Origin of the sequence: Planktothrix paucivesiculata PCC 9631, from assembly GCF_900009265.2 — a bacterium.
GTDB lineage: Bacteria > Cyanobacteriota > Cyanobacteriia > Cyanobacteriales > Microcoleaceae > Planktothrix > Planktothrix paucivesiculata.
Genome location: NZ_LR735021.1, coordinates 229824 through 256251, shown reverse-complemented (window position 1 = coordinate 256251; position 26428 = coordinate 229824). Strand labels below are relative to the sequence as shown.

At 39.8% G+C, this 26428-nt stretch carries 29 protein-coding genes and 2 tRNA genes; 12 read left to right on the top strand and 19 right to left on the bottom strand.

Going from position 1 to position 26428, the window contains the following annotated elements; all coding sequences use genetic code 11:
- Window positions 1–144 precede the first annotated feature (144 nt).
- From PL9631_RS18375 to PL9631_RS18365, 3 genes are read right to left on the bottom strand one after another with little or no spacing between them, the layout of a single operon-like run.
- A complete protein-coding gene (locus PL9631_RS18375) occupies window positions 145–1347 on the bottom strand; it encodes a 4-hydroxy-3-methylbut-2-enyl diphosphate reductase (protein ID WP_083622518.1) in 1203 nt (400 codons plus the stop codon).
- A 39-nt stretch (window positions 1348–1386) separates the two neighbouring features.
- Complete coding sequence (locus PL9631_RS18370; RefSeq protein ID WP_231516781.1) at window positions 1387–2178, bottom strand: lipoate--protein ligase family protein; 792 nt, start codon at window positions 2176–2178, stop codon at window positions 1387–1389.
- Window positions 2147–2623 carry a YbjN domain-containing protein gene (locus PL9631_RS18365; protein ID WP_083622517.1) on the bottom strand — a complete coding sequence of 159 codons (477 nt, stop codon included), beginning with the start codon at window positions 2621–2623 and terminating at the stop codon, window positions 2147–2149. The genes PL9631_RS18370 and PL9631_RS18365 overlap by 32 nt, the downstream gene beginning before the upstream one ends.
- Before the next feature lie 296 nt (window positions 2624–2919).
- Here PL9631_RS18365 and PL9631_RS18360 point away from each other — a divergent pair, with 296 nt between their 5' ends.
- The gene (locus tag PL9631_RS18360; RefSeq protein ID WP_083622515.1) at window positions 2920–4176 is read left to right on the top strand and encodes an RNA-guided endonuclease InsQ/TnpB family protein; all 1257 of its coding nucleotides are present in this window, start codon (window positions 2920–2922) and stop codon (window positions 4174–4176) included.
- Here PL9631_RS18360 and PL9631_RS18355 read toward each other — a convergent pair.
- A complete protein-coding gene (locus PL9631_RS18355; RefSeq protein ID WP_231516780.1) occupies window positions 4089–5084 on the bottom strand; it encodes a glutaminase in 996 nt (331 codons plus the stop codon). The genes PL9631_RS18360 and PL9631_RS18355 overlap by 88 nt on opposite strands.
- A gap of 151 nt (window positions 5085–5235) precedes the next feature.
- On the opposite strand from PL9631_RS18355, the gene PL9631_RS18350 reads away from it, so the two are divergent.
- Window positions 5236–5309, top strand: a tRNA-Asp gene (locus tag PL9631_RS18350).
- 58 nt (window positions 5310–5367) lie between these two features.
- Here the strand turns inward: PL9631_RS18350 and PL9631_RS18345 are convergent.
- Together PL9631_RS18345 and PL9631_RS18340 are read right to left on the bottom strand one after the other, a co-directional pair.
- Window positions 5368–5703, bottom strand: a complete 336-nt coding sequence (locus PL9631_RS18345; RefSeq protein WP_083622514.1) for a transcriptional regulator — start codon at window positions 5701–5703, stop codon at window positions 5368–5370.
- Entirely contained in the window at window positions 5690–6019 is a 330-nt protein-coding gene (locus tag PL9631_RS18340; protein ID WP_079676879.1) for a type II toxin-antitoxin system RelE/ParE family toxin, read from the bottom strand. Before PL9631_RS18340 ends, PL9631_RS18345 begins: the two co-directional genes overlap by 14 nt.
- Window positions 6020–6167: 148 nt before the next feature.
- Between PL9631_RS18340 and PL9631_RS18335 the strand changes: the two genes are divergently transcribed.
- Both PL9631_RS18335 and PL9631_RS18330 read left to right on the top strand, forming a co-directional pair.
- Entirely contained in the window at window positions 6168–6380 is a 213-nt protein-coding gene (locus PL9631_RS18335) for a hypothetical protein (protein ID WP_083622512.1), read from the top strand.
- On the top strand, window positions 6377–6763 hold the full coding sequence (locus PL9631_RS18330; protein ID WP_083622510.1) for a type II toxin-antitoxin system VapC family toxin: 387 nt from the start codon (window positions 6377–6379) through the stop codon (window positions 6761–6763). The genes PL9631_RS18335 and PL9631_RS18330 overlap by 4 nt, the downstream gene beginning before the upstream one ends.
- Before the next feature lie 166 nt (window positions 6764–6929).
- On the opposite strand, the gene PL9631_RS18325 is transcribed toward PL9631_RS18330, so the two are convergent.
- From PL9631_RS18325 to lipA, 4 genes are all read right to left on the bottom strand, one after another.
- Window positions 6930–7151 (bottom strand): type II toxin-antitoxin system HicA family toxin, encoded by a 222-nt coding sequence (locus PL9631_RS18325; RefSeq protein WP_083622509.1) that lies wholly within the window; start codon window positions 7149–7151, stop codon window positions 6930–6932.
- Window positions 7148–7366, bottom strand: a complete 219-nt coding sequence (locus tag PL9631_RS18320; RefSeq protein ID WP_197046425.1) for a type II toxin-antitoxin system HicB family antitoxin — start codon at window positions 7364–7366, stop codon at window positions 7148–7150. Before PL9631_RS18320 ends, PL9631_RS18325 begins: the two co-directional genes overlap by 4 nt.
- A gap of 222 nt (window positions 7367–7588) precedes the next feature.
- Entirely contained in the window at window positions 7589–9664 is a 2076-nt protein-coding gene (locus tag PL9631_RS18315) for a serine/threonine-protein kinase (RefSeq protein WP_156090622.1), read from the bottom strand.
- A gap of 192 nt (window positions 9665–9856) precedes the next feature.
- Window positions 9857–10726, bottom strand: coding sequence for a lipoyl synthase (gene lipA, locus PL9631_RS18310; protein WP_083622507.1), 870 nt, complete (start codon window positions 10724–10726; stop codon window positions 9857–9859).
- A gap of 91 nt (window positions 10727–10817) precedes the next feature.
- Between lipA and PL9631_RS18305 the strand changes: the two genes are divergently transcribed.
- A tRNA-Pro gene (locus PL9631_RS18305) sits at window positions 10818–10891 on the top strand.
- A gap of 113 nt (window positions 10892–11004) precedes the next feature.
- A complete protein-coding gene (locus PL9631_RS18300; protein ID WP_083622506.1) occupies window positions 11005–12375 on the top strand; it encodes a DNA phosphorothioation system restriction enzyme in 1371 nt (456 codons plus the stop codon).
- 13 nt (window positions 12376–12388) lie between these two features.
- On the opposite strand, the gene PL9631_RS18295 is transcribed toward PL9631_RS18300, so the two are convergent.
- Complete coding sequence (locus PL9631_RS18295; RefSeq protein WP_083622504.1) at window positions 12389–12910, bottom strand: GNAT family N-acetyltransferase; 522 nt, start codon at window positions 12908–12910, stop codon at window positions 12389–12391.
- The gene (locus PL9631_RS18290; protein WP_231516778.1) at window positions 12901–13305 is read right to left on the bottom strand and encodes a type II toxin-antitoxin system TacA family antitoxin; all 405 of its coding nucleotides are present in this window, start codon (window positions 13303–13305) and stop codon (window positions 12901–12903) included. The genes PL9631_RS18295 and PL9631_RS18290 overlap by 10 nt, the downstream gene beginning before the upstream one ends.
- Window positions 13306–13457: 152 nt before the next feature.
- Here PL9631_RS18290 and PL9631_RS18285 point away from each other — a divergent pair, with 152 nt between their 5' ends.
- The 3 genes from PL9631_RS18285 (at window position 13458) to PL9631_RS18275 (ending at window position 18921) form a co-directional block, all read left to right on the top strand.
- Complete coding sequence (locus PL9631_RS18285; protein ID WP_083622503.1) at window positions 13458–13697, top strand: hypothetical protein; 240 nt, start codon at window positions 13458–13460, stop codon at window positions 13695–13697.
- Complete coding sequence (locus tag PL9631_RS18280) at window positions 13694–15760, top strand: AAA family ATPase (protein WP_083622501.1); 2067 nt, start codon at window positions 13694–13696, stop codon at window positions 15758–15760. Before PL9631_RS18285 ends, PL9631_RS18280 begins: the two co-directional genes overlap by 4 nt.
- A gap of 131 nt (window positions 15761–15891) precedes the next feature.
- Window positions 15892–18921, top strand: a complete 3030-nt coding sequence (locus tag PL9631_RS18275; RefSeq protein ID WP_083622500.1) for a plasmid replication protein, CyRepA1 family — start codon at window positions 15892–15894, stop codon at window positions 18919–18921.
- A 66-nt stretch (window positions 18922–18987) separates the two neighbouring features.
- Here the strand turns inward: PL9631_RS18275 and PL9631_RS18270 are convergent, their stop codons facing one another.
- The 6 genes from PL9631_RS18270 to dusB form a co-directional block, all read right to left on the bottom strand.
- The gene (locus tag PL9631_RS18270) at window positions 18988–19434 is read right to left on the bottom strand and encodes a type II toxin-antitoxin system VapC family toxin (protein WP_083622498.1); all 447 of its coding nucleotides are present in this window, start codon (window positions 19432–19434) and stop codon (window positions 18988–18990) included.
- Window positions 19434–19721 carry a hypothetical protein gene (locus PL9631_RS18265; RefSeq protein ID WP_083622497.1) on the bottom strand — a complete coding sequence of 96 codons (288 nt, stop codon included), beginning with the start codon at window positions 19719–19721 and terminating at the stop codon, window positions 19434–19436. Before PL9631_RS18265 ends, PL9631_RS18270 begins: the two co-directional genes overlap by 1 nt.
- A gap of 112 nt (window positions 19722–19833) precedes the next feature.
- On the bottom strand, window positions 19834–20259 hold the full coding sequence (locus PL9631_RS18260; RefSeq protein WP_083622495.1) for a hypothetical protein: 426 nt from the start codon (window positions 20257–20259) through the stop codon (window positions 19834–19836).
- 19 nt (window positions 20260–20278) lie between these two features.
- Complete coding sequence (locus PL9631_RS18255; RefSeq protein WP_156090621.1) at window positions 20279–20599, bottom strand: hypothetical protein; 321 nt, start codon at window positions 20597–20599, stop codon at window positions 20279–20281.
- 83 nt (window positions 20600–20682) lie between these two features.
- Window positions 20683–21606, bottom strand: coding sequence for an ornithine carbamoyltransferase (argF, locus tag PL9631_RS18250; RefSeq protein WP_083622494.1), 924 nt, complete (start codon window positions 21604–21606; stop codon window positions 20683–20685).
- A 173-nt stretch (window positions 21607–21779) separates the two neighbouring features.
- Window positions 21780–22805, bottom strand: a complete 1026-nt coding sequence (dusB, locus tag PL9631_RS18245) for a tRNA dihydrouridine synthase DusB (RefSeq protein WP_083622492.1) — start codon at window positions 22803–22805, stop codon at window positions 21780–21782.
- Between the two features lie 82 nt (window positions 22806–22887).
- On the opposite strand from dusB, the gene PL9631_RS18240 reads away from it, so the two are divergent.
- A complete protein-coding gene (locus PL9631_RS18240) occupies window positions 22888–23172 on the top strand; it encodes a hypothetical protein (RefSeq protein ID WP_083622491.1) in 285 nt (94 codons plus the stop codon).
- Between the two features lie 55 nt (window positions 23173–23227).
- Here PL9631_RS18240 and PL9631_RS18235 read toward each other — a convergent pair whose 3' ends face one another.
- Complete coding sequence (locus PL9631_RS18235; RefSeq protein WP_083622489.1) at window positions 23228–24598, bottom strand: ion transporter; 1371 nt, start codon at window positions 24596–24598, stop codon at window positions 23228–23230.
- Between the two features lie 95 nt (window positions 24599–24693).
- Here PL9631_RS18235 and arsS point away from each other — a divergent pair, with 95 nt between their 5' ends.
- Together arsS and PL9631_RS18225 are read left to right on the top strand one after the other, a co-directional pair.
- A complete protein-coding gene (gene arsS / locus PL9631_RS18230) occupies window positions 24694–25680 on the top strand; it encodes an arsenosugar biosynthesis radical SAM (seleno)protein ArsS (RefSeq protein ID WP_083622488.1) in 987 nt (328 codons plus the stop codon).
- A gap of 122 nt (window positions 25681–25802) precedes the next feature.
- Window positions 25803–26420 carry a TVP38/TMEM64 family protein gene (locus tag PL9631_RS18225; protein WP_083622486.1) on the top strand — a complete coding sequence of 206 codons (618 nt, stop codon included), beginning with the start codon at window positions 25803–25805 and terminating at the stop codon, window positions 26418–26420.
- The last annotated feature ends 8 nt before the right edge of the window (window positions 26421–26428 follow it).

Sequence of the window (26428 nt, the reverse complement as noted above, 5' to 3'; positions counted from 1 at the left end):
CTGGAAACTCATTATATTTTTTTGTTTGTGTCTTTAGGGTTTAATAAAATTAGGATAATCAAGGCGGGAAAAGTTAATCGGGATGATTATAACCTAGCTTGATTATCCTAATCAGGGGAGAGTCAATTTCCTTAGTTTTTAACCTTAAACTAGAGAAAGTTTTTGTGAAAAAATTCGTTCAATTACTTCTTCCACGACTTTATCAGGAGTTGATGCACCGGAAGTAATTCCGACTACAATCTCCCCATCAGGAAGCCAGTTTTCTTGAATTTCTAAGGACTTACCCAAGGGTTTATGTTCAATCTGGTTATTTTCTAAAATGCGTTGGGCACAGTCAATATGATAGGATAAAATTCCTTTTTCCACGGACATTTCCTGTAAATGGGTGGTATTAGAAGAATTAAATCCTCCAATCACAACTATCAAATCTAACGGTTGATCTAGTATGCCAATCATGGCATCTTGACGTTCTTGGGTAGCATCACAAATGGTATTAAAACTTTGAAAATGATTATTTAATTGATCGGGGCCATATTTTTTAATCATCGTATGCTCTAACAGTTTGCCGATTTGTTCGGTTTCACTTTTCAGCATAGTGGTTTGGTTAGCAATACCAATTTGTCTTAAATCTTGATCGGGATCAAAACCCTCCGAATAAGCCCGAACAAATTTTGCTAAAAACTCTTGACGATCGCCTCCATTTAAAATATAATTAGACACATATTCCGCTTCTTGATAATTCAAAACTACTAAATATTTATCTGCAAAGGAACTGGTAGCAACGGTTTCCTCATGGTTATATTTTCCATGAATAATAGAGGTATAATCTCTTTTTTTATGTTTCTCAACGCTATTCCAAACTTTAGACACCCAAGGGCAAGTCGTATCGACAATTTTACAGCCTTTTTCGTTCAAGGTTTGCATTTCTTGAACACTGGCTCCAAAAGCCGGTAAAATCACCACATCCCCCGCATCAACCACGGAAAAATTCTTATTCCCATTTTCAACCGGAATAAACTCCACTTTCATATCCTTTAAATGTTGATTCACCGAAGGATTATGAATAATTTCGTTAGTAATCCAAATATTTTCCGTCGGGAAATGTTGACGAGTTTCATAGGCCATGGCGACAGCCCGTTCCACACCCCAACAAAACCCAAAGGATTGAGCCATTTGAATCGTAACATTTCCCCGTTTCATCCTATAGTTATTCTCTCTAATTTCTTGAATTAAAGAACTTTGATAGGCGGAGTTCATGACATTTGCCACTTCTTCCTCATGACCAAAGCCTTTACGATGATAGGTTTGGGACTGTTGTAAGGAACGTCTAAATGCTTTTGTATCCATTTTTTTATCTTTAACTGGGGTGGGTTTTCCTTGCTAATCTTAAACTACCATGGGGTCAGAAAATACGCCCCAATGGCTTGAATACTCGGTTTGAATGGTCTGTAATTCCGTTTCCGAGAGGGGTTGGATTACCCATTCTCCCCCGAACCAAAACCGGGCGGCAACCGCCAAGCCATCAATGACCGTTGAAATCAACTCCTCTCCCGAGGGTAAAGTGCTTAAAGTCGGTGAGGGCATTTCCCGACCAAATACCTGACGAAACAGTTCCGCATCGGGGGTTAATCGAATGGAGCCATGTTGTAGGATTGTCCCATTACTCTTGAGTTGGGCGCTTCCAATTAATTTAGTACCATCGGATAAAATTAAATCCGCGGCGGTGGCGGTGGCAAAACAGTTGGGGTTGTGAATATATCCCCGTTCGGTGGAACCATAATGGAGTTCATAGCCGAGCGATCGCCATCCGTCAATTAAAAATTGGCATACTGTTTGATAGGCTGCCCTAGAATTTTCGGGTAATTCCGAAGCAATCACCGCATAGGTTAAATCCCCTTGATGTAAAACTGCCCTGCCTCCGGTGGGACGTTTAACTAACTCTAAAGGTTGGTTTTGCCAGGTTAACCGTTGCCAATGTTCCGGCCAAGATTTCTGATGATAACCTAAAGAAATACTCGCAGGTTCCCAAAGATAAAACCGTAAAGTAGGGGGGTGTTTTCCCTGTTGATGCTGACGAAACAACCAATGGTCAATTGCCATTTGTAGATGTCCCGAGGCTTTAAATACGGGAATTAAACGCCAAATATTAGACACCGAATTCGGCTTGTAAGCTATCATCGTTATTATCGGCAATTGTTGCCACAATGGTAATAATACGTGAGATTTCGGTGGCAGATATTTCGGCTAAAGTTCGACTAGATAAAACCACAACTTGATCATTAGTAATCGCAAAATGGGATTCTAATGTCGATAACCAGTTCATTTCTAATAATCTTCGCATTAACTGATTTTCATTTTTAACCGGAAATTTGAGTACCGTCGCCCAAACCGTGAGAGTATCTTCATCAGTTTCTCCGGTGAGTTGCACAAAAACCTCCACCGTCCCGTATTCAAACTGCCAAACCTTAGCTGTTTCGGAATTGCTGACCATGACCTTCTGGTCTTGGGCTAACCCCGCCAGGACGGCTTCAATTTCTTCTGAGGGTTTGACCGTCGCCATGGCAGACTCAATGAGCTCATCGTTTGTTTCGGTCGTTAGTGGGGCTTGTTCTGTGCTTGTCATAATACTTAGAGTAGCTTTTAGTTGAATTGTATCGTAACTAGCCCTTCCTTGCCGAAGGCTACAGGAGGATGTTAGATTCTCAATACTATAAAAATCAATTAATTAAACAGACTCAAATTTAACTGACGAGGGGGTTTGGGGGAGCGATAAGTCCCACACTGAATTTCACAAAACAAAAAAACAACCACCAAATCAGTGTGGGTTACATGGACTCCCCCAAGTTAATTTTGGTCGGTCAATCCCGACAAAATTAACAATAATATGTTAGAGTATATCAAAGAGTTTTGAAAGTAACAATGTTTCAAGGGTATAAGTTCCGAATCTATCCAACGACTGAACAGCAGATTACCTTAGCCAAAAGTTTTGGTTGTTGCCGTTGGTATTGGAATTATGCCCTAAATTTGTGTCAAGAAACCTATAAGCAAACGGGAAAAGGATTATTCAGAAAAGCAATTCAAGGATTGTTACCTGAACTCAAAAAGGAATATCCTTGGTTAAAAGATGCTTACTCCCAATGCTTACAAGTTGTCGCTCTCAATTTGTCTACCGCTTACAAAAACTTCTTTGAGAAACGGGCAAGATTACCTCAATTCAAATCCAAGCATGGCAGACAATCAATCAGTTATCCCCAAAGTGTTAAATTTGAAGGGGATTACCTGAAATTACCCGGTAAAGTGGGGTTAATTTATTGTCGTCGCCACCGAGAATTTAAAGGGCTAATCAAAACCGTTACTATCTCAAAGAATCGTGATGGGAAATACCACGCATCGGTGTTAGTTGATGACGGTAAGGAAATACCTAATTCATCAACCAATGGAAAAGCAATTGGCATTGACTTAGGATTAACACACTTGGCAATCACCAGCGATGGAGATAAATATAGTAACCCCAAACACTTTGCTAAACATCAACGCAATTTAAAGCGAAAACAACAAAAATTATCTCGTAAACAAAAGGCTTGCACTGAGCGTAGTCGAAGTGGAAGTAATAGTAGACAAAAAGCAAGATTAAAAGTTGCCAAAGTCCACGCTAAGATTGCTCGTGGCCGAGAAGATTTTCTACACAAGCTATCCCGCAAGATAGTTGACGAAAACCAAGTGATTGCTGTAGAAAATCTAGGAGTTAAAAATATGGTTAAAAACCATAAACTAGCCAAGTCAATTAGCGATTGTGGTTGGGGAATGTTTGGTACAATGCTCAAGTACAAAGCCGAAAAAGAAGGGAAAACCTATATCGAAATTGATCGGTTTTTCCCTTCTTCTAAAACTTGTAACGTCTGTCTAAATCAAGTCGGTAGTTTACCACTTGATATTAGAAGTTGGACTTGCGAACATTGTCAAACTACCCATGACCGTGATATTAATGCGTCGATCAATATCAAAAATGAAGCCTTGCGGATACTTCGACTATGCTCAGTACAAGTTTTATCGTTGGGAACCAGCGATACTGCTAGTCTGAGGGGATGTCAGTCACCGGAACAAACTTCTGTTTCTTCTGATGCTATCCCCGTTGATGCTAGAAGCCCACACTTACTCCTAGAGAAGTGTGGGTAGTTCACAGTTTCAACCATTTTTTCAATCAAAAATAAACCTCCCATAGAATTTCCTTGGGAATCAAGGGGAGGACTATAACAAGCGATCGCCCCCAGGTCAGGAATAATTGATAATACCGCCCCACTCACCCCGGATTTAGTTGGGACTCCCACCTTCACCGCAAACTGTCCTGATGTTTCATATAGCCCACAGGTCATCATTAAAGCTTTGACAATCCGACTGGCATTTTGCCACTGGGGATTGGGCGGTTTTAGTAATAACAAACCCAATTTTGCTAAATCGGAAATGGTGGCCGATAAACAACAGATTTGGTTATAGGTATCTAGGGTGATCTCGGGATACTCCAAATAACCCGCAGCCGCCAGGGTGGAAACCAGGGCTTGGTTTTTGGCGTTGGGGGCTGAACGCACGGACTCCAGAATATCTCGGTCTAAGACTAACTGACAATCGCCGAATTGATTTAACCAGGAACAGAGATACTGACAGCGAGTATCCGCATCCTTTCCGGGGAGCAATCCGGCTAGGGCGATCGCCCCACTATTAATCATCGGATTCCGGGGCCATCCGCCATCGGACTCTAGCTGTTCCAGGGAATTAAACGGCTGATCGGAAGGTTGCACCCCCACCCGTTGGAATACCCGCTCCTCCCCCAATTCCAGCAGTCGATTCAATAATAGAAAGCACTTGATCACACTCATTACCGGAAATCGCAGGGCTTCATTCCCCGCCTGATAGGATGGGCCTGGGATCGTCAGGATTTTAACGACAAATTCCTGGGGGTTCACCTGGGCTAATTGGGGAATATAGCTGGGTAACTGGCCGAGTTGACTCCGTTGTTGTCCTTCCTTCACCCAGATATTGAGTTCAGCCTGGGTTAACCTATCGAATGGCTTCAGCCCTATATTCACTGAGAATCCCTCCCCATATCTTTTTTTCAGTTTAGCTTTCACTGCCCAACTCAGCCCAAAGCCCCCTGAAAAAAATTTTCCTAGAAAGGCTTGACAAATTAGAAAAAAGCAGTAATAATAAAAATTGTCGCAAAAAAAAGAACGACAGCAAGGGACTGTAGTTCAATTGGTTAGAGCACCGCCCTGTCACGGCGGAAGTTGCGGGTTCGAGCCCCGTCAGTCCCGTTCCAAAGGTTAAAGATAAAAATAAGAGTCGCCTTAATGATCAAGCGATCGCAGGTTCTTATTCGTCAATTTCTGTAATATATTCTTTAACATGAATTGAAATCTCAAATCCCAAACTATTCAATAATTCAATAAAACCATAAATTTCAGCACAACCTGATTCTGTTAACAGGTGATTAAGTTTTTCATAACATAATTTGGCTTCGTTTGATAAATCTTGATTTTGATATTTTGCTTCAATTACCTTAGCGATCGCATTTTTCAATAATTCAGGTTCGGGGTTTTCTTCTTCTAATATTGCGGTCAAAAAACCCGCAGCGTGTTCAGAATTTTTCAGCTTTTCAATTATAAAATCCTGATAGGGTTTAGAAGTTGGTATTTTAATGTTTGTCATAATCTTTCCAATACTCCTGAGCTTGACGAATATCTTGTTTTTGGGTGCTTTTATCTCCCCCAAACAGCAATAACACAATTTTTAATCCGATTTGTCCAAAGTAAAGGCGATAACCAGGGCCATAATTAATTCTGAACTCATAAACCCCTGCTCCTACAAAACGGTAATCTCCTAAATTACCTAACGCAATTCGTTCTATCCTTGCATCTATTTTATATTGAGTTTTAGCGTCGCTTAGGGATTCGTACCACTGATCAAAGGGAATTTTACCATCTGGTGTCACATAACGTTGAATCTCCCTGGGTTGACTTTCCATAATATTATTTATAGTGATCGCACTTTCCCCTATTATCAAATCCCTCAATTGTAGGGGCGGGTTCGAGACAATCTCTGTTAATTAGTATAAATCTGGCTAAACCCGCCCCGAATGCTAAACCTACCCCTAATCATACAAGAATAAACAAATGATTGAATCAGATATCCTAGAAAAACTGCAAGGAACATCAATCGAAGATCGTATCCTAATCATTGAAGCCATTTTACAAACTGTCAAAAATGATATGCGCTCAACTTCCTTACCACAGCTTACCTCTGAACATCCCCTGCGCGGAAAAGTCATTCGCTATGAATATCCCTACGAACCCGTAGCCGTAGAAGACTGGGAGGCGCTAACATGATTATCCTAGACACTCATATCTGGATTTGGTGGGTTGACGATCATCCTAAACTGTCACCCCAAAACCGCGATATCATTCTAGCACATCAAACAAGTGGTATAGGAATCAGTATCATTTCTTGCTGGGAAATTGCCAAATTAGTCGAAAAAAATAGACTAACTTTTGAGTCTTCTATAGAAGAATGGCTCGAACTCGCCCTAAAATACCCCGGTATTCAATTGCTACCATTAAACCTGCCAATTATCCTAGAATCTACTCGACTCTCTGGATTTCATGCAGATCCCGCCGACCAAATTATCGTCGCAACGGCTAAGATTAACGGCTTATCATTAATTACTCAGGATGAAAAAATATTAACTTATTTTAAGATCAAAACACCATGATCAACGTCTCGGTTACACCTATCGGCGATCGCAAATATCCCAAGAAACCGGGTTTCTAATTAAATTAATTACTACAAATCAAGATATCTTGAGAAACTGGGTTTCTGAATGCGATCGCAATTTGCCAAAAGACCTGATAACTAGGGTTTATTGCCTTCAATATAGATTACAGTAATCGTAAAAAATCATCGACACTTAAGCCAGCACCTCTAATAATTGATCTTAAAGTTCCTTTATCCAGTTCGGAATGATTTGGAACAACGACTTGTGTTAAAGGTTCATTACGTCTGAGAATCAGATGGCTACCTTGTTGTCGTCTTAGATAAAAACCCACTTTCTCTAAAGCTTTAACACATTCCTTACCTGAAATTCTAGGCAATTTACTCATACCACTAACAGTAAATTTTCTAAAGTCTCAACATTTTCCTGGGGTACAGGTAAACCATCTTCTTCTAAAGCTAAAATATAGCCTTGAATTGCTTCTTTAATATTGATTAATGCTTCTTCTTGAGTTTTACCCTGACTCACACAACCGGGTAAACTCGGACATTCAACCACCCAGTAACCATCTTCACCGGAATAAATTGTTACTCGTCTAATCATAATCACAGCAATTAATAATATTGTTTCCTTGTTTTAGAATAACAGAAATATTTCTATATCGTAGGGGCGGGTTCGCGTTCATCTCTGTTAATTAGCAAAAATCTGGCTAAACCCGCCCCGAATGCGATCGCAAATACCCAAAGAAACCGGGTTTCTAATTAAGTTAATTGCTACAAATCAAGATATCTTGAGAAACCCGGTTTCTGCTACTCGAACCCGCCCCTACGGCACTCGCCACAATTTAATCGTGTTGTCATAACTCCCACTAGCTAACGTCCGACCATCGGGACTGAAGGCTACAGACAAGACATCACTTGAATGTCCGGTGAGAGTAGCAATTTGCCGTTGGCTCTGCACATCCCACAATTTAATCGTCTTGTCCCCACTCATACTGGCTAACGTCCGACCATCGGGACTGAAGGCTACAGAGCCGACAGACTCTGAATGTCCGGTGAGCGTGGCAATTTGCCGTTGGCTCTGCACATCCCACAATTTAATCGTCTTGTCAAAACTCCCGGCTAACGTCCGACCATCGGGACTGAAGGCTACAGAGTCAACAGACTCTGAATGTCCGGTGAGAGTAGCAATTTTCCGTTGGCTCGGCACATCCCACAATTTAATCGTCTTGTCGTGACCCCCACTAGCTAACGTCCGACCATCGGGACTGAAGGCTACAGAGACGACATAATCTGAATGTCCGGTGAGAGTGGCAATTTCCCGTTGGCTCTGCACATCCCACAATTTAATCGTGTTGTCCAAACTCCCACTGGCTAACGTCCGACCATCGGGACTGAAGGCTACAGACCAGACAACACTTGAATGTCCGGTGAGAGTGGCAATTTTCCCTTGGCTCTGCACATCCCACAATTTTATCGTGTTGTCATAACTCCCACTGGCTAACGTCCGACCATCGGGACTGAAGGCTACAGACAAGACAGAACCTGAATATCCGGTGAGAGTGGCAATTTGCCGTTGGCTCTGCACATCCCACAATTTTATCGTCTCGTCATCACTCCCACTAGCTAACGTCCGACCATCGGGACTGAAGGCTACAGAGGAGACAGGCTCTGAATGTCCGGTGAGAGTGGCAACCAAGGTGGGGTCTTGCGAGGATACTTGGGGTGAGGGGGCGGTTGTGGCAACGGCTATGGGAGTTGGTGATATTGTAGAATTGCTGATCGGAATGACTGATTTAGCCTTGCTAGATCTGACTTGCAGCAATATCCCAATAGATAATCCGACTAACAGCAATATCCCAATAGATAAACCCACCCAGAAGTTAATATGATTATTGTGGGTGCGTGTTGGCTTCGGTGTTGGCTTTGGTGTTGGCTTCGGTGTTGGCTTCGGTGTTGGCTTCGGTGTTGGCTTCGGTGTTGGCTTCGGTGTTGGCGCTGGTTGTGGTGGTCGTATTATCTGTAAATTCTGTAACACCTGATCAGCAGAAGAATAACGATCTCCAATATCTTTTTTTAGTAGCTGATCAAGAACTTTCTTTAATTGTGGACTAAGATTTTGCTTGACATATTTTTGCCAATTTGTCGTCCAACTGTAACCGTCATCTAACCATAATTCCAGAGGTGAAATTTTAGTTAATAGATAAAAACAAGTCACCCCTAAACTATATAAATCACTGGCCGCATAAGCCTCCCCGCCTTGCATTTGTTCCCGACTTGCATATCCATGGGAACCAACACGGGTTCCGACTTGGGTATAGACTACCGTTCCTGATAAATCTTTCGCTACCCCAAAATCAATTAACACATATTCCCCATTCCGACGACGCATAATATTATCGGGTTTGAGGTCACGGTGAATCACCTTTTGCTGGTGAATAAATTTGAGAACAGGTAACAAACTGATTAATAATTCCTTAACTTGCTGTTCTGTCCAAACCCCTTGTTTTTGTAAAATCTTATCTAAAGTTTCCCCTTCAATATATTGCTGAATTAAATAGAGTTGATTATTTTCTGAAAAATAAGCCCATAATGCCGGAATTTGCGAATGGTGTCCCAGTTGTTGTAGTTGTTTCGCTTCTCGTTCAAATAATTCTAAAGCTTTTTGTAGTCCTGCTGTTCCTTGTATCATGGGAACAAACTGTTTCACCACACATTTCTCATTCAATTTATCGATATCTTCCGCTAAATAAGTCCGACCAAACCCCCCTTGTCCTAACAGTTTGATCATGCGAAACCGTCCCCGCAGGAAGTCGGGTATGGGGACACCGCAGCTTTGACAGTAAACCGTATTATCGGGGTTGTTTGGGTTCGGACATTGGGGGTTGATGCAGCAAGTCATCGTTCTCAAGGGTTAGAATATTCTCTCTATTTTGTCTCAATTTTGGGAAACTGGAGTATCAACCCGGATATCGCTGTATTAAGGCTCGAACCTTGAGAGGGAGTCCTAAAGGACTCACTACGGTATTAACGCGGATATCGCTGTATTAAGGCTCGAACCTTGAGAGGGAGTCCTAAAGGACTCACTACGGTATCAACGCGGATATCGCTGCATTAAGGCTCGTACCTGTTCTGCGTGGTAGGAACTGCGGGTTAGGGGAGAAGCCACCACCTGTAAGAAACCGATAGACTCACCAAACTGCTGCCAAGTATCAAATTGTTCGGGTGGGATAAATCCCCCAACGGCTAAATGTTTGGGTGTGGGTTGGAGGTATTGACCCAAGGTTAAAATATCACAATCAACGGCCCGTAAATCTTCCATGGCCTCTCGAACTTCCCCATCGGTTTCACCCAGTCCCACCATTAACCCAGATTTAGTATAAACTTCGGGTCTGAGTTGGCGCGATCGCTTTAATAACTCTAAACTGCGCTGATAGTCGCCTTGGGGACGAACCCGACGATACAGCCGTTTGATGGTTTCGGTATTGTGGTTGAGAACTTCCGGTTTAGCCTGCAAAATTATTTCTAAGGCGTCCCAATTCCCACACAAATCGGGAATTAAGACCTCAATAGTGGTTTGGGGAGAGAGCGATCGCACCCCCTCAATACACCGAACAAACTGGGACGCGCCGCCATCGGGTAGGTCATCCCGGTTGACAGAAGTGATCACAACATGATTCAAGTTCAGGCGTCGTACCGCTTCCGCTAATCTTTCCGGTTCAGTAATATCTAGGGGTTGGGGTTTTTTCTCAAAGTCAATATCACAGTAGGGACAAGCCCGGGTACAGGCTGGCCCCATAATTAAAAATGTGGCGGTTCCAGCATTGAAGCATTCCCCAATATTGGGACAGGAGGCTTCCTCACAGACGGTGTTTAAGCCTAAATCCCGCAAAATCCCTTTAACGTTGCCAACACGCTCCCATTGAGGGGCTTTGACTCTTAACCAGTCTGGCTTGACTACCACGGGCTACCTTTTCCTAATAAATTCACATCTTTATAGATCCTAACTGATCTTTTCTGTGTTATACTCACTAAAGGTGTCTTAATTAAGGCATCGGGATGTAGCGCAGCTTGGTAGCGCACCTCGTTCGGGACGAGGGGGTCGTAGGTTCAAATCCTATCATCCCGATTTTGAATTTTAACTATATGATGCTTTTGTGCAACTGATTTAGACTTGCTATAGTTAATAAGTTGACAGATGCGCTTGGTACTTATAGCCCACCAATAAATGATAACTGTATAATGGGTAATGGCTTATTTTGTCCTCAAATTCCCCCATCTTTGCATCTACGAACCTATCAACAGCAAGCGGTAAATAACTGGTTTGCAAATCGGGGACGGGGAACCTTGAAAATGGCAACTGGAAGCGGTAAAACTATTACAGCTTTAGCGATCGCCACTCAATTATATGATCAAATTGGATTACAAGCAGTTATCATTATTTGTCCCTATCGCCATTTAGTCATTCAATGGGAAAAGGAGGCTAAAAAATTTGGATTACAACCGATTTTAGCCTTTGAAAGTGTGCGCCATTGGCAAAGAAAGTTATCAACGGAATTATATCAATTAAGAGCCGGAACTCAGTCTTTTTTAACGGTTATTACTACTAATTCCACCTTAATTTCTGAAGGTTTGCAATCTCAAATCCGTTATTTTCCTGAAAAAACCCTGATTATTGGGGATGAAGCCCATAATTTAGGAAGTCCCAGATTAGAAGAAAGTTTACCCCGAAATATTGGCTTGAGATTAGCACTTTCTGCCACGCCTGAACGACATTTTGATGAGAGTGGAAGCGAGGCTATTTTAGACTATTTTGGGCCTGTTTTACAACCGGAATTAACCTTAGCGCAAGCCATTAGTCAAGGGGCATTAGTCCGGTATTTATATTATCCGATTTTAGTGGAATTAACCGAAGCTGAAAGTCGAGCTTATCATCGATTAACTACTCGTATTGGGTGGGCATTAATGGAGGATAAAGACTGGGAACAGAACGAAACTATCACCGCTTTACTCATCCAAAGATCTCGGTTAATTGCCTCCGCCAGTAATAAGTTAGATGCCCTACGCCAGTTAATGAAAACCCGGTTACATACAACCCATACTTTATTTTATTGTGGGGATGGCAGTGTAGAAACCCTAGAGGATTATTCCCCTCGACAATTAGAAGCAACGGTTGAGTTATTGGGGTCAGAATTAGGTTATCGGGTGAATACTTATACCGCCGAAACCCCTTTAATTGAACGGGAAAAATTACGCCAACAATTTGAACAGGGAGAATTACAAGGATTAGTTGCTATTCGGTGTTTAGATGAAGGAGTTGATATTCCAGCGATTCAAAATGCGGTAATATTAGCCAGTAGTTGTAATCCTCGACAATTTATTCAGCGACGGGGAAGAATTTTAAGACCCCATCCGGGGAAAGAACGGGCAACTTTATTTGATATGATTGTATTACCGCCAGATTTAGATAGAAATACCTTAGAAGTTGAACGTAATTTGTTAAGAAAAGAGTTAAAACGGTTTTTGGAATTTGCCAATTTAGCTGATAATGCCGGGGAAGCGAGATTAAAATTACTTCAGTTACAAAAACGATATGGGTTATTAGATTTATAACAAACCCTGGCTTTCACCCTAACTTAAGTGAAATAATAGCATCACTAACTTTTACCATCAATATCATCGGATCGATCTCCGAGGCGGTAAACCCATACTTCTGATAAAAGAGCTTTGCATCTTCCGAGATAGCATGGACGAGAATTGCTCGGATTCCGGCAATTTCAGACGCTTGTAGCGTGCGAAGAATCGCATCTCGTAGCATAGCACCCCCGATACCTTGGTTTTGCCACTGCCGATCAACGGCCAATCTTCCGATCACCATAACCGGAATTGGATCGGGCATATTACGCCGAACTCGTCCTGGAGCAATAGTTTGAGCTACTGCGCCGTTGGCAAGACAGTAATAGGCAACGACAACTTCACCCACACAAAGAACATAAGTACGGGAAGCCCCTTCTAACTCATTTTTCCAAGCACGACGCTTGAGCCAGTCATCTAACTGACTGTTACCCGAATCAAAGTTGTCAATTTGATGTGACGGATTTAGTTTTTCAGGAGGGCTAAGTTTGTCTCGATCTTTATCTAATCCCACGGCGATTTAGTATTTAACAATGCCTGTAATTTCTCATTTTGCATAGGCGGTGTATCTAACAGCACCACGAATTTCTGAAATTTATCCTCATCTAGCCCAAAAAAACAGTGACCTAAAATAACATCTTGGGCTTTTTCGTAAGCTGTTTGAAGCATGAACTCTGATCGGCTTTTGCCTTGTATTTTAGCCGCTTGATCGATAAAATCCCGTTGATTCTGCTTGGCTCGGATATTGATCGTTACCTCGCGGGTTTGGCTGACTAACTCTTGAGATTCTGACCCACACATAAATGATACCTCTGTGAGAGCTAAACTAAATTGCTGATTTGTTGCTTGATTCCAGATTAACAGCTTTGTATACACATTGTCAACACATTTTTGATCCATAACAGTCATTAGGTGACAAGCACGGTATTTTATATTACAACAACCAAAGATAAATTTTTGTTAAGACTAATCAACTCTTGTGGTTTAAAACTCAGCTTTGTCGCATTTTTTTGTCAATTTCAGATTAAAATGATCATAATTGCCATGTCGCGCCTATTAAAATGTTTAAATATTCTGAAAGTATTATTAGCACCATTGCTAATGTTTTCTCAGAGAAAAAATCCACTTATGGGGATAATATTAATCCTAAAGAAGCTCAAGACCCAATTATCAATGCTTCCCCGGAAGTGCGAGAAATTATTGAACGGGTATTACAAGCGGAACGAGATAAACTATATATGAAAAATCCCCGGAATATTAATGATGATATTCTCAAAATTATTAAGGATGTGGTGAAATGAGATTAATTTCGATTCAACTCTGCAACTTTCGACAATTTTATGGAAAAACTCCAGAAATTCATTTAGCGTTTGGAGAACGGAATACAACCGTTATTCATGGTAATAATGGAGCCGGAAAAACGACCTTAATGAATGCTTTTACTTGGGTTTTATATGAAAAGTTTAGTGCAGCATTTTCTATTTCCGAACATTTAGTTAATAAACGAGCTTTAAATGAAGCCGAACCCACAAAAGCCATAGGATGTTGGGTGGAATTAGTTTTTGATCATGATCATAAACGATATTCAGTTAAACGAATTTGTCGAGCGTATAAAAATGGGAATGAGATAGAACAGAGTCGCAGTGAATTATCAATGCAAGTAGCTGGAGATGATGGACGCTGGGTAATACCACCTCACCCACCGGAGGAAATTATTAATCGAATTTTACCCTTAAGTTTACATCAATATTTCTTTTTTGATGGAGAGCGAATTGAGCAAATTGTTAGGGATGAACGTAAATTAGAAATTGCTGAAGCGACTAAAGAATTATTGGGTGTGGAAGTTTTAAATCGCTCTATCAAACATTTAGGAGAAGCTAAAAAATCCCTAGAAACGGATTTAGCAATTATTGGAAATCCCGAAACTAAAAAATATTTACAAGACAAGAAAAAAGCGGAGCAGGAAATTGATAAATTATCGCGAAGACAGACAGAAATCAACCAAGAGTTAGAGAATTTAAAACAGATAAAATGTACCCTAAGTGAACACTTAATGGAGTTAAGTGGGGCGGCGGAATTACAAAAATTGCGAGATGAATTAGAACGCAAAAAACAATTATTAAGAGAACAACTCCATCAAGCTCATATTGCTATTAATCGGGCTATTTCTACTAAAGCCTATACGGTTTTAATCCCGGAATTAACGGGAAAATTTAGAAGTTTATTTTCAGGAATGAGAGAACGGGGGGAGTTAAATACCGGAATCACAAAACATTTTGTGCAAAATTTATTAGAGCAAAAACGATGTATTTGTGGGGCGGAGTTAATCTCAGGAAAAACTGAATGTGAACAGGTTGAACACCTGTTAAATCGAGCCGGAACTGCTGATATTGATGAAACAGCAATTCGTTTGAGTAGCCAAGTCGATGAATTAGACAAACAAGGGATTGAATTTTGGCAAGAAATCAATCATCAACAACTAAATATTCAAACGAATAGAGAAGAATTACAACGGATTGAAAATGAACTCGATAGTATTACAAATAAACTGAGAAAGTTTCCGAATGAGGATATTCAAGAGTTACAAAAACGTTTAGATGAAATTGAACTAAAAATTAGTGAACTGAATCGAGAAACTGGCTCAAATCAACAGCAAATTGAAACTTTTAAGCAGACCATTGAGAGTTTATCTCGACAAATTGATAAGCAACAAATGAATGAAATGAAACAACTTTTAGTTCAAAGAAGAATTGCTGTGACTCAGGATGCCATACTGCGTTTGAGTGAGGTTAAACAGTATTTAGACCAGCAATTTCGCCATGAGTTAGAAAAACGAGTTCAGAAGCTATTTAGTCAAATTTCCTTTACCCCTTATTTACCAAAATTAACCGAAAAATATGAATTAAAATTAGTAGAAAGCACGGCCGGAGAGGAAGCAGAAGTCGCCGCTTCCACGGGGGAAAATCAAATTTTAAGTTTATCGTTTATTGGGGGTGTGATTGAAGGCGTGAGGGAATGGAGTCAAAAAAATACTTTAATGGGCCCCGATAGTAGTACATTTCCGATTGTTATGGACTCTCCTTTTGGCAGTTTAGATGAAATTTATCGGCGACAAATTGCGAGTATTATTCCTCAATTAGCGAATCAATTAATTGTTTTAGTTACGAAGACTCAATGGCGCGGAGAAGTGGCGCAAGAGATGGAAAAACGCATCGGACGAGAGTATGTTTTATCCTACAATTCTCCCAAAACCGATTGTGAGGAAGACTGGATAGAATTAGCCGGAAATCGCTATCCCTTAGTCCATCAAAGTCCCAATGAATTTGAATATACGGAAATTTTGGAAGTGGAATATGATTTTTAGTTTTATCTAGCATAAATTGTACCTATTTGTCGATAAAAATTCACTTTGACGTCAAAACGTTTACAAAAATTTATAGTCAGAGTTTCATCCTGAGGTTACGCTTAAAAATTCGGAGTTGAAACGGGAGAGAAATGGACTATTTGACAGAGTGGACAAAAAGCGGCGTAGATGAAGAACTAACCCAACTGAATGTGATTCCTTTGGAGGGGTATCGTCCGTTAGATTATCTCCTCTATTCTGATACCCTTCCCCGATTAAATACGGGTCGTATCTCTCAGCCTATTCTTAACCGTTATCAGCATCTTTATGAAGGAGGATGGTGGTGTTCTGGGATGAATATTTTGACCGGAAATCCTGATTTATGGGGATGTTTTAAACCCATAAATCCTCGTTTAAATTCAGATCAGGAAAAATTAATTAAATATGAACATCCTCCTAACACACCGATGGGGATTTTTGCATTAAGAATTTCCCGGAAGATTTGGGAACAAATTTCTAAAAAATATGGCGTTAATATTCATCCTTCTGACCTGCAACTTCATCAGCCAGATTTAGGATTTTGGCGTTGGGTTATTGATCATCCAGAACTGCCTTTATGTATTACAGAAGGAGCGAAAAAAGCCGGAGCATTACTAACAGCCGGATATATTGCGATCGCACTTCCTGGGATTCATAGCGGGTATCGAGTTCCCCGAGATCAATATGGAAATAGAATTGCTAAACCTGCTTTAATTGAACAATTACAGCCTTTTGCAACTGCTAATCGTAAAATTTATATGGTATTTGATCAAGATACCAAACCCAGAACTATTAAAGCCGTTAATTCAGCGATTCAGCAAACAGGATATTTATTCACAAAAGCAGAATGTTCTGTGTATATAGTCAATTGGAATCCACAGTTAGGCAAAGGAGTTGATGATTTAATTGCCGAACAAGGTCAAACAATATTTGATCAGGCGTATCAAAATGCAACCCCTTTAGAAACCTGGAAAGCTTTTTCTTTTAATCGGTTAACCTATGCCGCCGATATTGCTCTCAATAGCCGTTATTTATCCGATCTAAAAATACCTGAATCCGCCAAACTAATCGCCATTAAATCCCCGAAAGGAACCGGAAAAACTAAAGTTATAGAAACTATAGTTCAAGAAGCGATTAAAAAGGGTCAATGGGTTTTAGTCATTGGTCATCGAATTCGACTAATTGAATCCCTCTGTCAACGGTTTGGATTACAATACATGAAATCCCCCGTGGATACCCCTAATTCTGCCCTAGGATATGGATTATGTATGGACTCTCTCCATCCTAATTCCGGGGTTAAATTTCAAGCCCAAGACTGGTCAAATGGGTTAGTAATTTTGGATGAAGTTGAACAAGTATTATGGCATGGATTAAACTCAGAAACCTGTCAAAACCATCGAGTTTCTATCCTTAAATCCTTTAAAATCCTGATGCAAAATATTTTAGGGGGCAAGGGTCAAGTCGTGATTTCCGATGCTGATTTAAGTGATATTTCCATTGATTACTTAACTAGCCTATCGGGGGTACATCTGCAACCTTTTATTATTCAAAATGAATGGCAACCCTCAAAGAATCAAGCCGGGAAAATTCATAACTATTTAGGAAATACCCCTGACCAACTGGTAAAAGACCTAGAACAACATATTGCTGAAGGGGGGAAACCTTTTGTTTGTTTATCTGCCCAAAAATTAGCCAGTCAATGGGGGACTCGCACCCTAGAAACCTATTTACAAACCCAATTTCCTGATCGCTCTATTTTAAGAATAGATTCCGAATCCTTAGCTGATCCTAGTCATTCGGCTTATGGGGCAATTTCTGACTTGAATCAGGTACTAAAACGCTATGATATTGTATTAGCGTCGCCCTCAATTGAGACGGGAGTTAGTATTGAAATTAATAACCATTTTACCTCGGTTTGGGGAATATTTCAAGGGATTCAAGCGGAAAATTCCGTTCGTCAAGCTTTGGGAAGAATTCGAGAGAATATTCCGCGATTTATTTGGATGGCAAATCGAGGGTTTAATCAGGTAGGAAATGGCACAACCTCTATGAGTTCTTTACTGAGTAGTGGGCAAAAATTAACCCGTTTAAATATTCGTCTATTGCAACAATCGGATTTTGAAACCTTAGATGATTTAGAAATGGGATTTCAAGCAGAATCCTTAATCGCTTGGGCAAAAATGGCAGTGCGATTTAATGCGGGAATGGCGCGTTATCGAGAGACAATTTTAACCGCGTTAATGGCAGAGGGTCATCAGATTATTGAGATTCCACAAGCCAAAAAAATACCCAAAAACTCGATTAAATCCACTCAAAAATTTAAACCCGAATGTTCAGAACGTCCCAGTTTAAATGAACTCATTCTAGCGGTAAAAGATCAGAATTATCAAGCGGAATCTGTGGCGGTAATGAATGCGTTAGATCTCAGTGATAGTCAATATTACTATCTCCAACAGAAGTTAACGAAAACCCCCGAAGAACGCCGGGCTATCCGTAAATATGAGTTAAAATTACGTTACGGTATTGCTGTTACTTCCGATGTCATTAATAAAGATGATCAGGGATGGTATGAACAACTCAGAATTCATTATTTCTTAACTCTAGGTCGTCCCTATTTAATCGGTCGAGATGCTCTAATTGCTAGACGATTAATGGAGCAGGGACAGGGAAATATTTTTGCTCCTGATTTTAACCGTTCTCAGTTGGGCGCAATTATTGGAATTATGGAATTATTGGGGATTCCTGCTTTACTGAAAAATCCCAACCGGGATTTAAAAAATACCGATACTGACTTACAAACCATTGCGGAAATTGCCCTCAAAGATCGCAATGCTATTAAAACAATTATTGGGATTGGGCTGGCTAAAAATTCGAGTCCGATTACAATTTTACGGCGTTTTTTAGATAAAATTGGCTATGGTTTAACCTGTGTTCGATCGCAAACAGAAGCTAAAAAACGAATCCGGGTTTATCGTCTGGTTGACCCCCAAGATCACCGAGAAGAAATTCTTCAACATTGGTTAAAATTAGAAGGTCAATATCCCGGTAAATTAGATAGGATTGTATCTGAAAATACCCCCACTCCCGACCCTTTCCGATTTAGCCCTAATTACATCCAACTCTCCCTATTTAAGTCCTACTAACATCGTAGCCCCTTGGAAAACACCTAGCTTTCTAAGGGGCTTTAGGAAATAAGCGATCGCGATACTTTATGCTCTCCAATTTTCTAGGGTCAAACTGATAACTGTTTTGATGCGGTTGAAGTCACTATCAGATGTCACTAGGGTAAAATTATAACGCCGAGCAATAGCAGCTATCCACAGATCATTTTCATCAAAACCTAATTCTGTTATTTTAGTTGTTTTTCGTTTAGTTTTTTGTTGGGGGCCAAATTCTTTGATTAAGGCTGCTTTAATTTGTCCATAGAATTTAGCGGTTTCTTGATCAATATAATAAACTCTAATATCTTCAATAAACTGGTTGATTAGGATTAAGTTTTGATCTTTATTAGTGGAATTTTCTGCCATATAAATTAGCTCACCTGCTGTAATAATTGAGGTAGCTATATTAGTTTCTCCTACCTGTTCTATGTTTTGGATAACAGCTTGGTTATCGAGGAGAATAAGGCTACAATGATTCGTGTCTAAAAGATACATTATTCAAAAGGATTAATATGTCTATTGACCAATACTTTTCCTCTGGTTTGATTAACTAAGTCAAGACAGTCTTGTAAGTCATCACCAACCCACTGACCAGCGTGTCGCAATACCGACTGACCCGAAGCGGGTTTATAAGAAATATTTTCTGGCAATGGATAATTAATATTTTCAGGGTTTTCTTTTTGTTTAATAAATTCAACAAATTCAGCTATTATCTTTAGGTTGTCTGCCGAAATTTGTAAAAGATTTTGCTCGATGTGCTTTCGCAATTTAATAGTATTCATTATTTTTAATAAATCAAGATATAAATTATCTAAATTTTATCTTTATTGAACAAATTTGTCAATTTTTTTGTTGTTAATAGTTGGCTTTGAATAAATTTAGTTTCTTAACTGATTACGAAATCAGTGCTAAGGATTGTTTGGCTAATTGTTCGATGACTATTGACTGACAAAGAGCTTCGATTTTGTTGTTTCCACCGATATCAAAAAATAGATGAAGCCATTCATCAGGGGAAAGGGAGAGGTTTTCTAACCAAGGGGAAGGAGTCACTTTACCCCAGCCGATAATTGTGCCAAGATTAGCCGGAATTTGCTCTAATTCGTTAGGATTTGATTTGAGTTGTAGATCGAGCCGAATACAAGATTTTAGGATAAGTTTTAGGGGTTGTTCGGTGGTGGCAATTTCAGAATTTGTGTTAGTGGGATTGAGTTCCCAGTAGTAGTTAAGATTGAGGATATAATTATAGGGAAATTGCCATCCCATTGAGAGTAATTCTGCTTCGGTAAAGTCGTATTGTTGCCAGATTTCTTCAAAATTCATAGTGGGTTTTGGGGTGAGATTAGGGAAGTAAAATAAAGTGGGTTTGTGCACGAATTCCAGGTTGTCCTAATGCGTTTAGGGGTTGTTCTTCGGGTGCGCCACCTCCGGAGCCATTGTAAACGCGGGCATAGGACGAACCATCGGGTTTAGTCATAATTCTGACGCTAGATTGATTGTTTGGGCTAGTCCAGGTTATGCCGATACCGCTTTTTGAGCCGCCTCTAGCTGGGGTGGATATCCAAGCTGAGGCGGTGAGTTCGTTTTCTAAGGTGATTCTGTCGATCCCACTGACGAGTAAATTTAGGACATCGGTGGCAGTTAGGATGTTACCTGACGGCATGGGTTAGGGAGGCTGTGTTTTTGGTAGGGATCGGGATGTGGGATAATTTTGGCGATCGCTTGCTTTTTCAGAGGGTCTAAAAGTTAATCATCTCCTAATAATACGGCTAATAATGCCTTTTGAACGTGCATTCTGTTTTCCGCTTCATCCCAAACTTTTGACCGAGATCCCTCGATAACTTCATCGGTAATTTCTTCATCCCGATGGGCGGGTAAACAATGTAAAACAATCGAATTATCGGCGGTTTTTTCCATTAATTTGGAATTAACTTGATAGGGTTGAAATAGAGGAATTCTAGCCCTGGCTTCTTCTTCCTGTCCCATACTAGCCCAAACATCAGTATAAACAACATCAGATCCGTGAGCGGCTTCTAGGGGATCATCAGTAATCATAACTTCTGTTTTTCCTTGAGCAATATTTTTTGCCTGTTCAACAATATCGGCGTCGGGTAAATAGTTAGCTGGTGTCGCAATTCTAACGTTCATTCCCACCATAGCACAGCCTAATAATAGGGAATGCGCCATATTATTAGCCCCATCGCCAAAATAACTTAAAGTCAAACCTTCTAAGGTTCCAAAACATTCTTGAACCGTCATTAAATCCGCTAAAACTTGACAGGGATGTTCTCGATCAGTTAAAGCATTAATTACCGGAATTTCGGCATAATTAGCAAAGGTTTCTAAATCCTTTTGTTCAAAGGTACGAATAGCCGTAATATCCAAATATCGATCTAAAACCCTAGCGGTATCCACTAAAGGTTCCCCCCGACTCACCTGGGTAACATTGGGGTTTAAATCAATTACTTGACCGCCTAATTGATACATGGCTACGGTGAAACTTACCCGAGTTCGAGTTGAAGCCTTAGAAAATATTAATCCTAATACTTTATTGCGACGCAATTTGACCATTCCTGATTTTAATTTTGTCGCTAAATCTAATAAAAAATAGAGTTCCTCAATACTCACATCCGCCAAACTTAAAAAATCCCGTCCTTTTAATGTTTCCATCATCATTCCTCACTAATTATTTCCTCTAGGGGCAAGGATACCTCACCTCTACAAAACCAGGGTTGTTTTATAAGAGTATTCAGGGCAATTAGGACATCAAGCCATTATCAAACTCTATCAGCTTGCGACTTTCTTACCTGTTCCGGTGTTCCCTTGTATGATTTTAAAGTTTTCTAAGCCACAAAACTGTTCTGGGATAACTGATTTATTGCATCATCTAATAATTCCCATCCTTGGGCAACCGTTTCAATTCTGGCCAAATGATCCCGTAATTCGTGGGCCCCAGGAAACCCTTTTGCATACCAGGTTAAATGTTTTCGAGATTGATAAATCCCCCGTTCACCCTTATATTCCCACAGTGCTTGTAAGTGTTCTTTTGCACATTGCAACCGTTCAATTACGGAGGGAAGGGTTTTAAATTCTCCGGTTTTCAAAAAATAGTCAATTTCTCCCACTAAAAACGGATAACCCAGGGTTCCCCGGGAACACATCACCCCATCAGCACCCGTTTCTTGTAAACATTGAATCGCCGTTTCCACAGAAAAAATATCGCCATTGGCAATCACGGGAATCCTTAACTGTTCCTTAACCTGTCGAATCCAATCCCATTTTGCCTGACCGTGATAACCTTGGGCGCGGGTGCGGGCGTGAATGGTGATCATTTTTGCCCCCGCATCCTGCATTCTACGGGCAAAATCTAAAATCGTGATTTCTTCATCACTCCAACCAATCCGGGTTTTTACGGTGACAGGCACATCCACGGCCGCCACCACTGACCGAATAATAGTTTCCGCCATTTCCGGTTGTCGCAATAATGAAGACCCCCCGCCGTTTTTGGTAATTTTATTCACCGGACAACCCATATTAATATCAATGGTATCGGCTCCCTCCTGGACGGCTTTTTGGGCAGCGTCGGCTAAAAAATCGGGGCGACAGTCGAATAATTGAATACTAATCGGGCGTTCGTTGGGGTCAACTTCCATAATTTTCGGAAGTCCCCGCACATGACAAACCTCGCTGGCGTGAACCATTTCGGTGTACATCATGGAGTCGGGGGCGTAGCGACGCACTAAACGCCGAAAAACCAAATCGGTGACACCGGATAGGGGGGATTGGAGGACGCGACTGTTGACTTCTACAGTGCCAATTTTTAGGGGTGTGGATAAACGGTGTTTCAGTTCGGGGGAAAGGACAGTCATGGTTAAAAGGGAACAAATTCAGTAAATCCGAGTATCTCTATAATAGAATTAGTTAACGGTTTAAATCATTTTGGATTTGATTATGAATTTTCCTTCTAATAATCCTGACCCGTTTAATCAAAATGGCAACGCCAATAAACTGCACTTTCCCCAACCCGAGCCCAGTGAAGTTTCTGAAGAAATCGAAGATGTTAAAGGGGTAAAACATGACCCTAGAACCGTAGAAATTATTCAACGTTCGTTTATTATTTTAACGGTAATTGGGTTGGTTTTTGGGGTGTTTATGGCGGCGGGGGTTTTGTATTTGATGCAGAGATTTAATATTACGGGTCGTCCGGCACAATTGGAACAGCCGATTAATCGATAAATTCTCAGTGATTAGCATTTTTCTGTCATTCATGGGGCTAATCACTGGATAAAAATTATTCCCGGGACTGATACCGTTTTTCGGCAATTTGTTTAACTCTTTCTGAGAATTTCGGATAATTTTCTAGGACTTTATCGAAATCTTCCTTATACAGAACAAATAACTCACAATAGGTTAAGGTTTTCACCGAAGCTGTGCGACGACTATCATAAAGTAAGGCAATTTCCCCAAAAAAGCAACCGGGCTCCATAACGCTATAAACTTTTCCGGTTTTTTCAGAAAAGGCTTGCAGTTGTCCGCGTTTGACAAAGTACATTTCATGACCCATTTGGTCTTCTCGAATTACATAGTCATGAGGGGGGAGAATTCTAGGTTTTAATTTAGTTACTAAGTCTTCAATAAAACAGGGTTCAGCATCTTGGAAAATAGGAACTTTTTCTAATAATTCTTGATAGAGATAACAATATATTTGGGTTTTTAGGGAGTGAGGGAGTTCGTCTAATAATTCAAAATCTAGGGATATATCTCGATTATATTCCCACATATATTGGTAATAATCTAAGACATTTTTTTGTAAAGATCGGGGAATTTTTCTTTCCCCCATATAGGATTGAACTCGACCTAATTTATCTCGAAATCGGTTTTTACTGGCATCTAAATTAGCAATTATTGCTGCTACATTTCCAACAATAAAGGCATATAATGATACACCCAAAAACATCACTATAAATGTAAAGATAAGTTCAATATTATTTTGAGGCGTAATATCACCATAACCTACCGTTGTTAAAGTTGTGATTGACCAATATAAGGAATGCAAATATTGTGTTGTTGTATTTTCTAAATACAAATCCTTAACTTGTAGCCAAGATTCTCCTGATTTTCCAGTTGTATTTCCAATAAAAAACCACAAACAGGCTATCCAATGATCAATTAGAAATACAATAATTAATAACTCAAACATTCGGATAACAGCCGAATTAAAATAAACATTATTGTCCCATTTTTTGAATATCAAGAAACATTGGGGAAATCTTAGCAGTCTGGGAATTCTAGCTAAACCCATTAAAATTAGAGAGGTGTTAGGAAAAAATAAATGGATCAAAATATCGATCGGTAAACTCGCTAATAGATTAGATTTAAAGTCTGTATTCCGATAATAATAGCTAATTTTTTGCTTGTCTTTAACGATTTCTCCCTCATCAATATAACCAATATGAAATCTCAAAAAAATATCTAAAATTAAAATAAAATCTGCCAGACAATCTATCAGAAACCAAAAATCAAAAATTATGGCATTAAACGCCATGCGAAAGGGAATAATAAAACAGTTATATAGGGTGACAAAAACCAGTAAGGTTTCCCAGACAGTCAGTAATTTTGATTCTGGATGTAAAGACGGGATACGAGAAAGGAAAGGTAACATTGAAATGAGAAATTTAATCTTTAATAAGATTATATCGCTATTCTTATGCTAAAATTAACACAGGATAAATATTACAGTTAATCCCCATTTAACTCATGATTCAAACAACGTTGACCCCGTTTTCACAGAAACTCGGTTTTCCCCTCACAAAACAACCGATTACAATATTACAAATTAATTTAGGAAAACGGTGTAATTTAGCTTGTAATCATTGTCATGTCGAAGCTGGGCCAAAACGTACCGAAGAACTAGACCTAGAGATTAGTCTACAATTGATTGAATTAATTAATCGTTTTCCCCAAATTAAAACGGTGGATTTAACCGGAGGTGCCCCAGAAATGAATTATGGATTTAAACCTTTAGTAGAAGCAGCCAGAAACCGAGGAAAACAAGTGATTGTTAGGTCTAACTTAACGCTTTATTTTGTCCCAGGTTATGAAGATATACCCGAATATTGTGCCAATCATCAATTAAGAATTATTGCATCCTTGCCTTGTTATTTAGAAAATAATGTAGATAAAATGCGAGGAAAGGGAGTCTATCAGGATTCAATTCAAGCAATTCAAGGGTTAAACCGTTTGGGCTATGGTAAAACACCGGAATTAATCTTAGATTTGGTTTATAACCCCGCCTTACCAACGGCTGAAAAGTTTACCTTACCGCCGGAACAATCTCAACTTGAACAAACCTATAAAGATTATTTAAAACAACAGTTTGATATTAATTTTAATCAACTCTTGACCATTACCAATTTACCCATCGGGCGCACAAAGTCTTATTTACAGCAGAAAAAATTAGAATCTTCCTATTTAGAGTTTTTAGAATCTAATTATAATCCCGAAACAGTATCTAATTTAATGTGTCGGAATCAATTATCTATTGATTATCAAGGCTATATTTATGATTGTGACTTTAACCAAATGGAAAATATTCCCGCCCGGAATGCTTCGGGAAAATTATTAACAGTTAGTGATTTATTAGATGCTAATAGTTTAGATTTAATTAACACCGTAAAAACAGCTTCCTATTGTTATGGATGTACCGCCGGATGTGGTTCTAGTTGTGGGGGATCTTTAATTTAGAATTATAGCCGTTAGCACTCTGATATTAACAAGAGTCAAGCTAAATTTAACCACAAAGACATAAGAAAGTTTTCAAGACCAACCTGCTCAGGGATATAATTTTAAAGACGTGGGAGAATAAAATGGGCGTTCAAGACTTATTAAAAAATCTCTTAGATTGGGTTGCTAATTTAGGCTTGTGGGGGCCAGTTGCATTTATTATTATCTACAACTTAGCCACAATATTATTTGTCCCTGGTTCTCTATTAACTTTGGGTGCGGGAGTTATTTTTGGGGTGGTTTGGGGTTCGATTTATGTTTCTATTGGGTCGATAATTGGGGCTACCTTTGCCTTTTTAATTGGACGATATTTTGCCCGGGATTGGGTAACTAAAAAACTAGAAAATTATGAACAATTTAAAGCTATTGATCAAGCCGTAAGTCAAGAGGGATGGAAAATTGTGGGTTTAACTCGCCTTTCCCCAATTTTTCCGTTTAATTTACTTAATTATGCCTTTGGACTAACGAATGTTTCCTTAAAAGATTATTTCCTAGCCTCTTGGATTGGGATGTTACCCGGTACAATTTTATATGTTTATATAGGATCTTTAATTGGCAGTTTAGCCCAGTTAGGGATGGGAGGGCGATCGCGTACGTCGGTAGAATGGTTATTCTATGGAATAGGGTTAATCGCAACGGTAATTGTTACAATTTATATCACTAAGATTTCCCAGAATGCTCTAAACCAAAAAATCAAATAGGTGGAAAC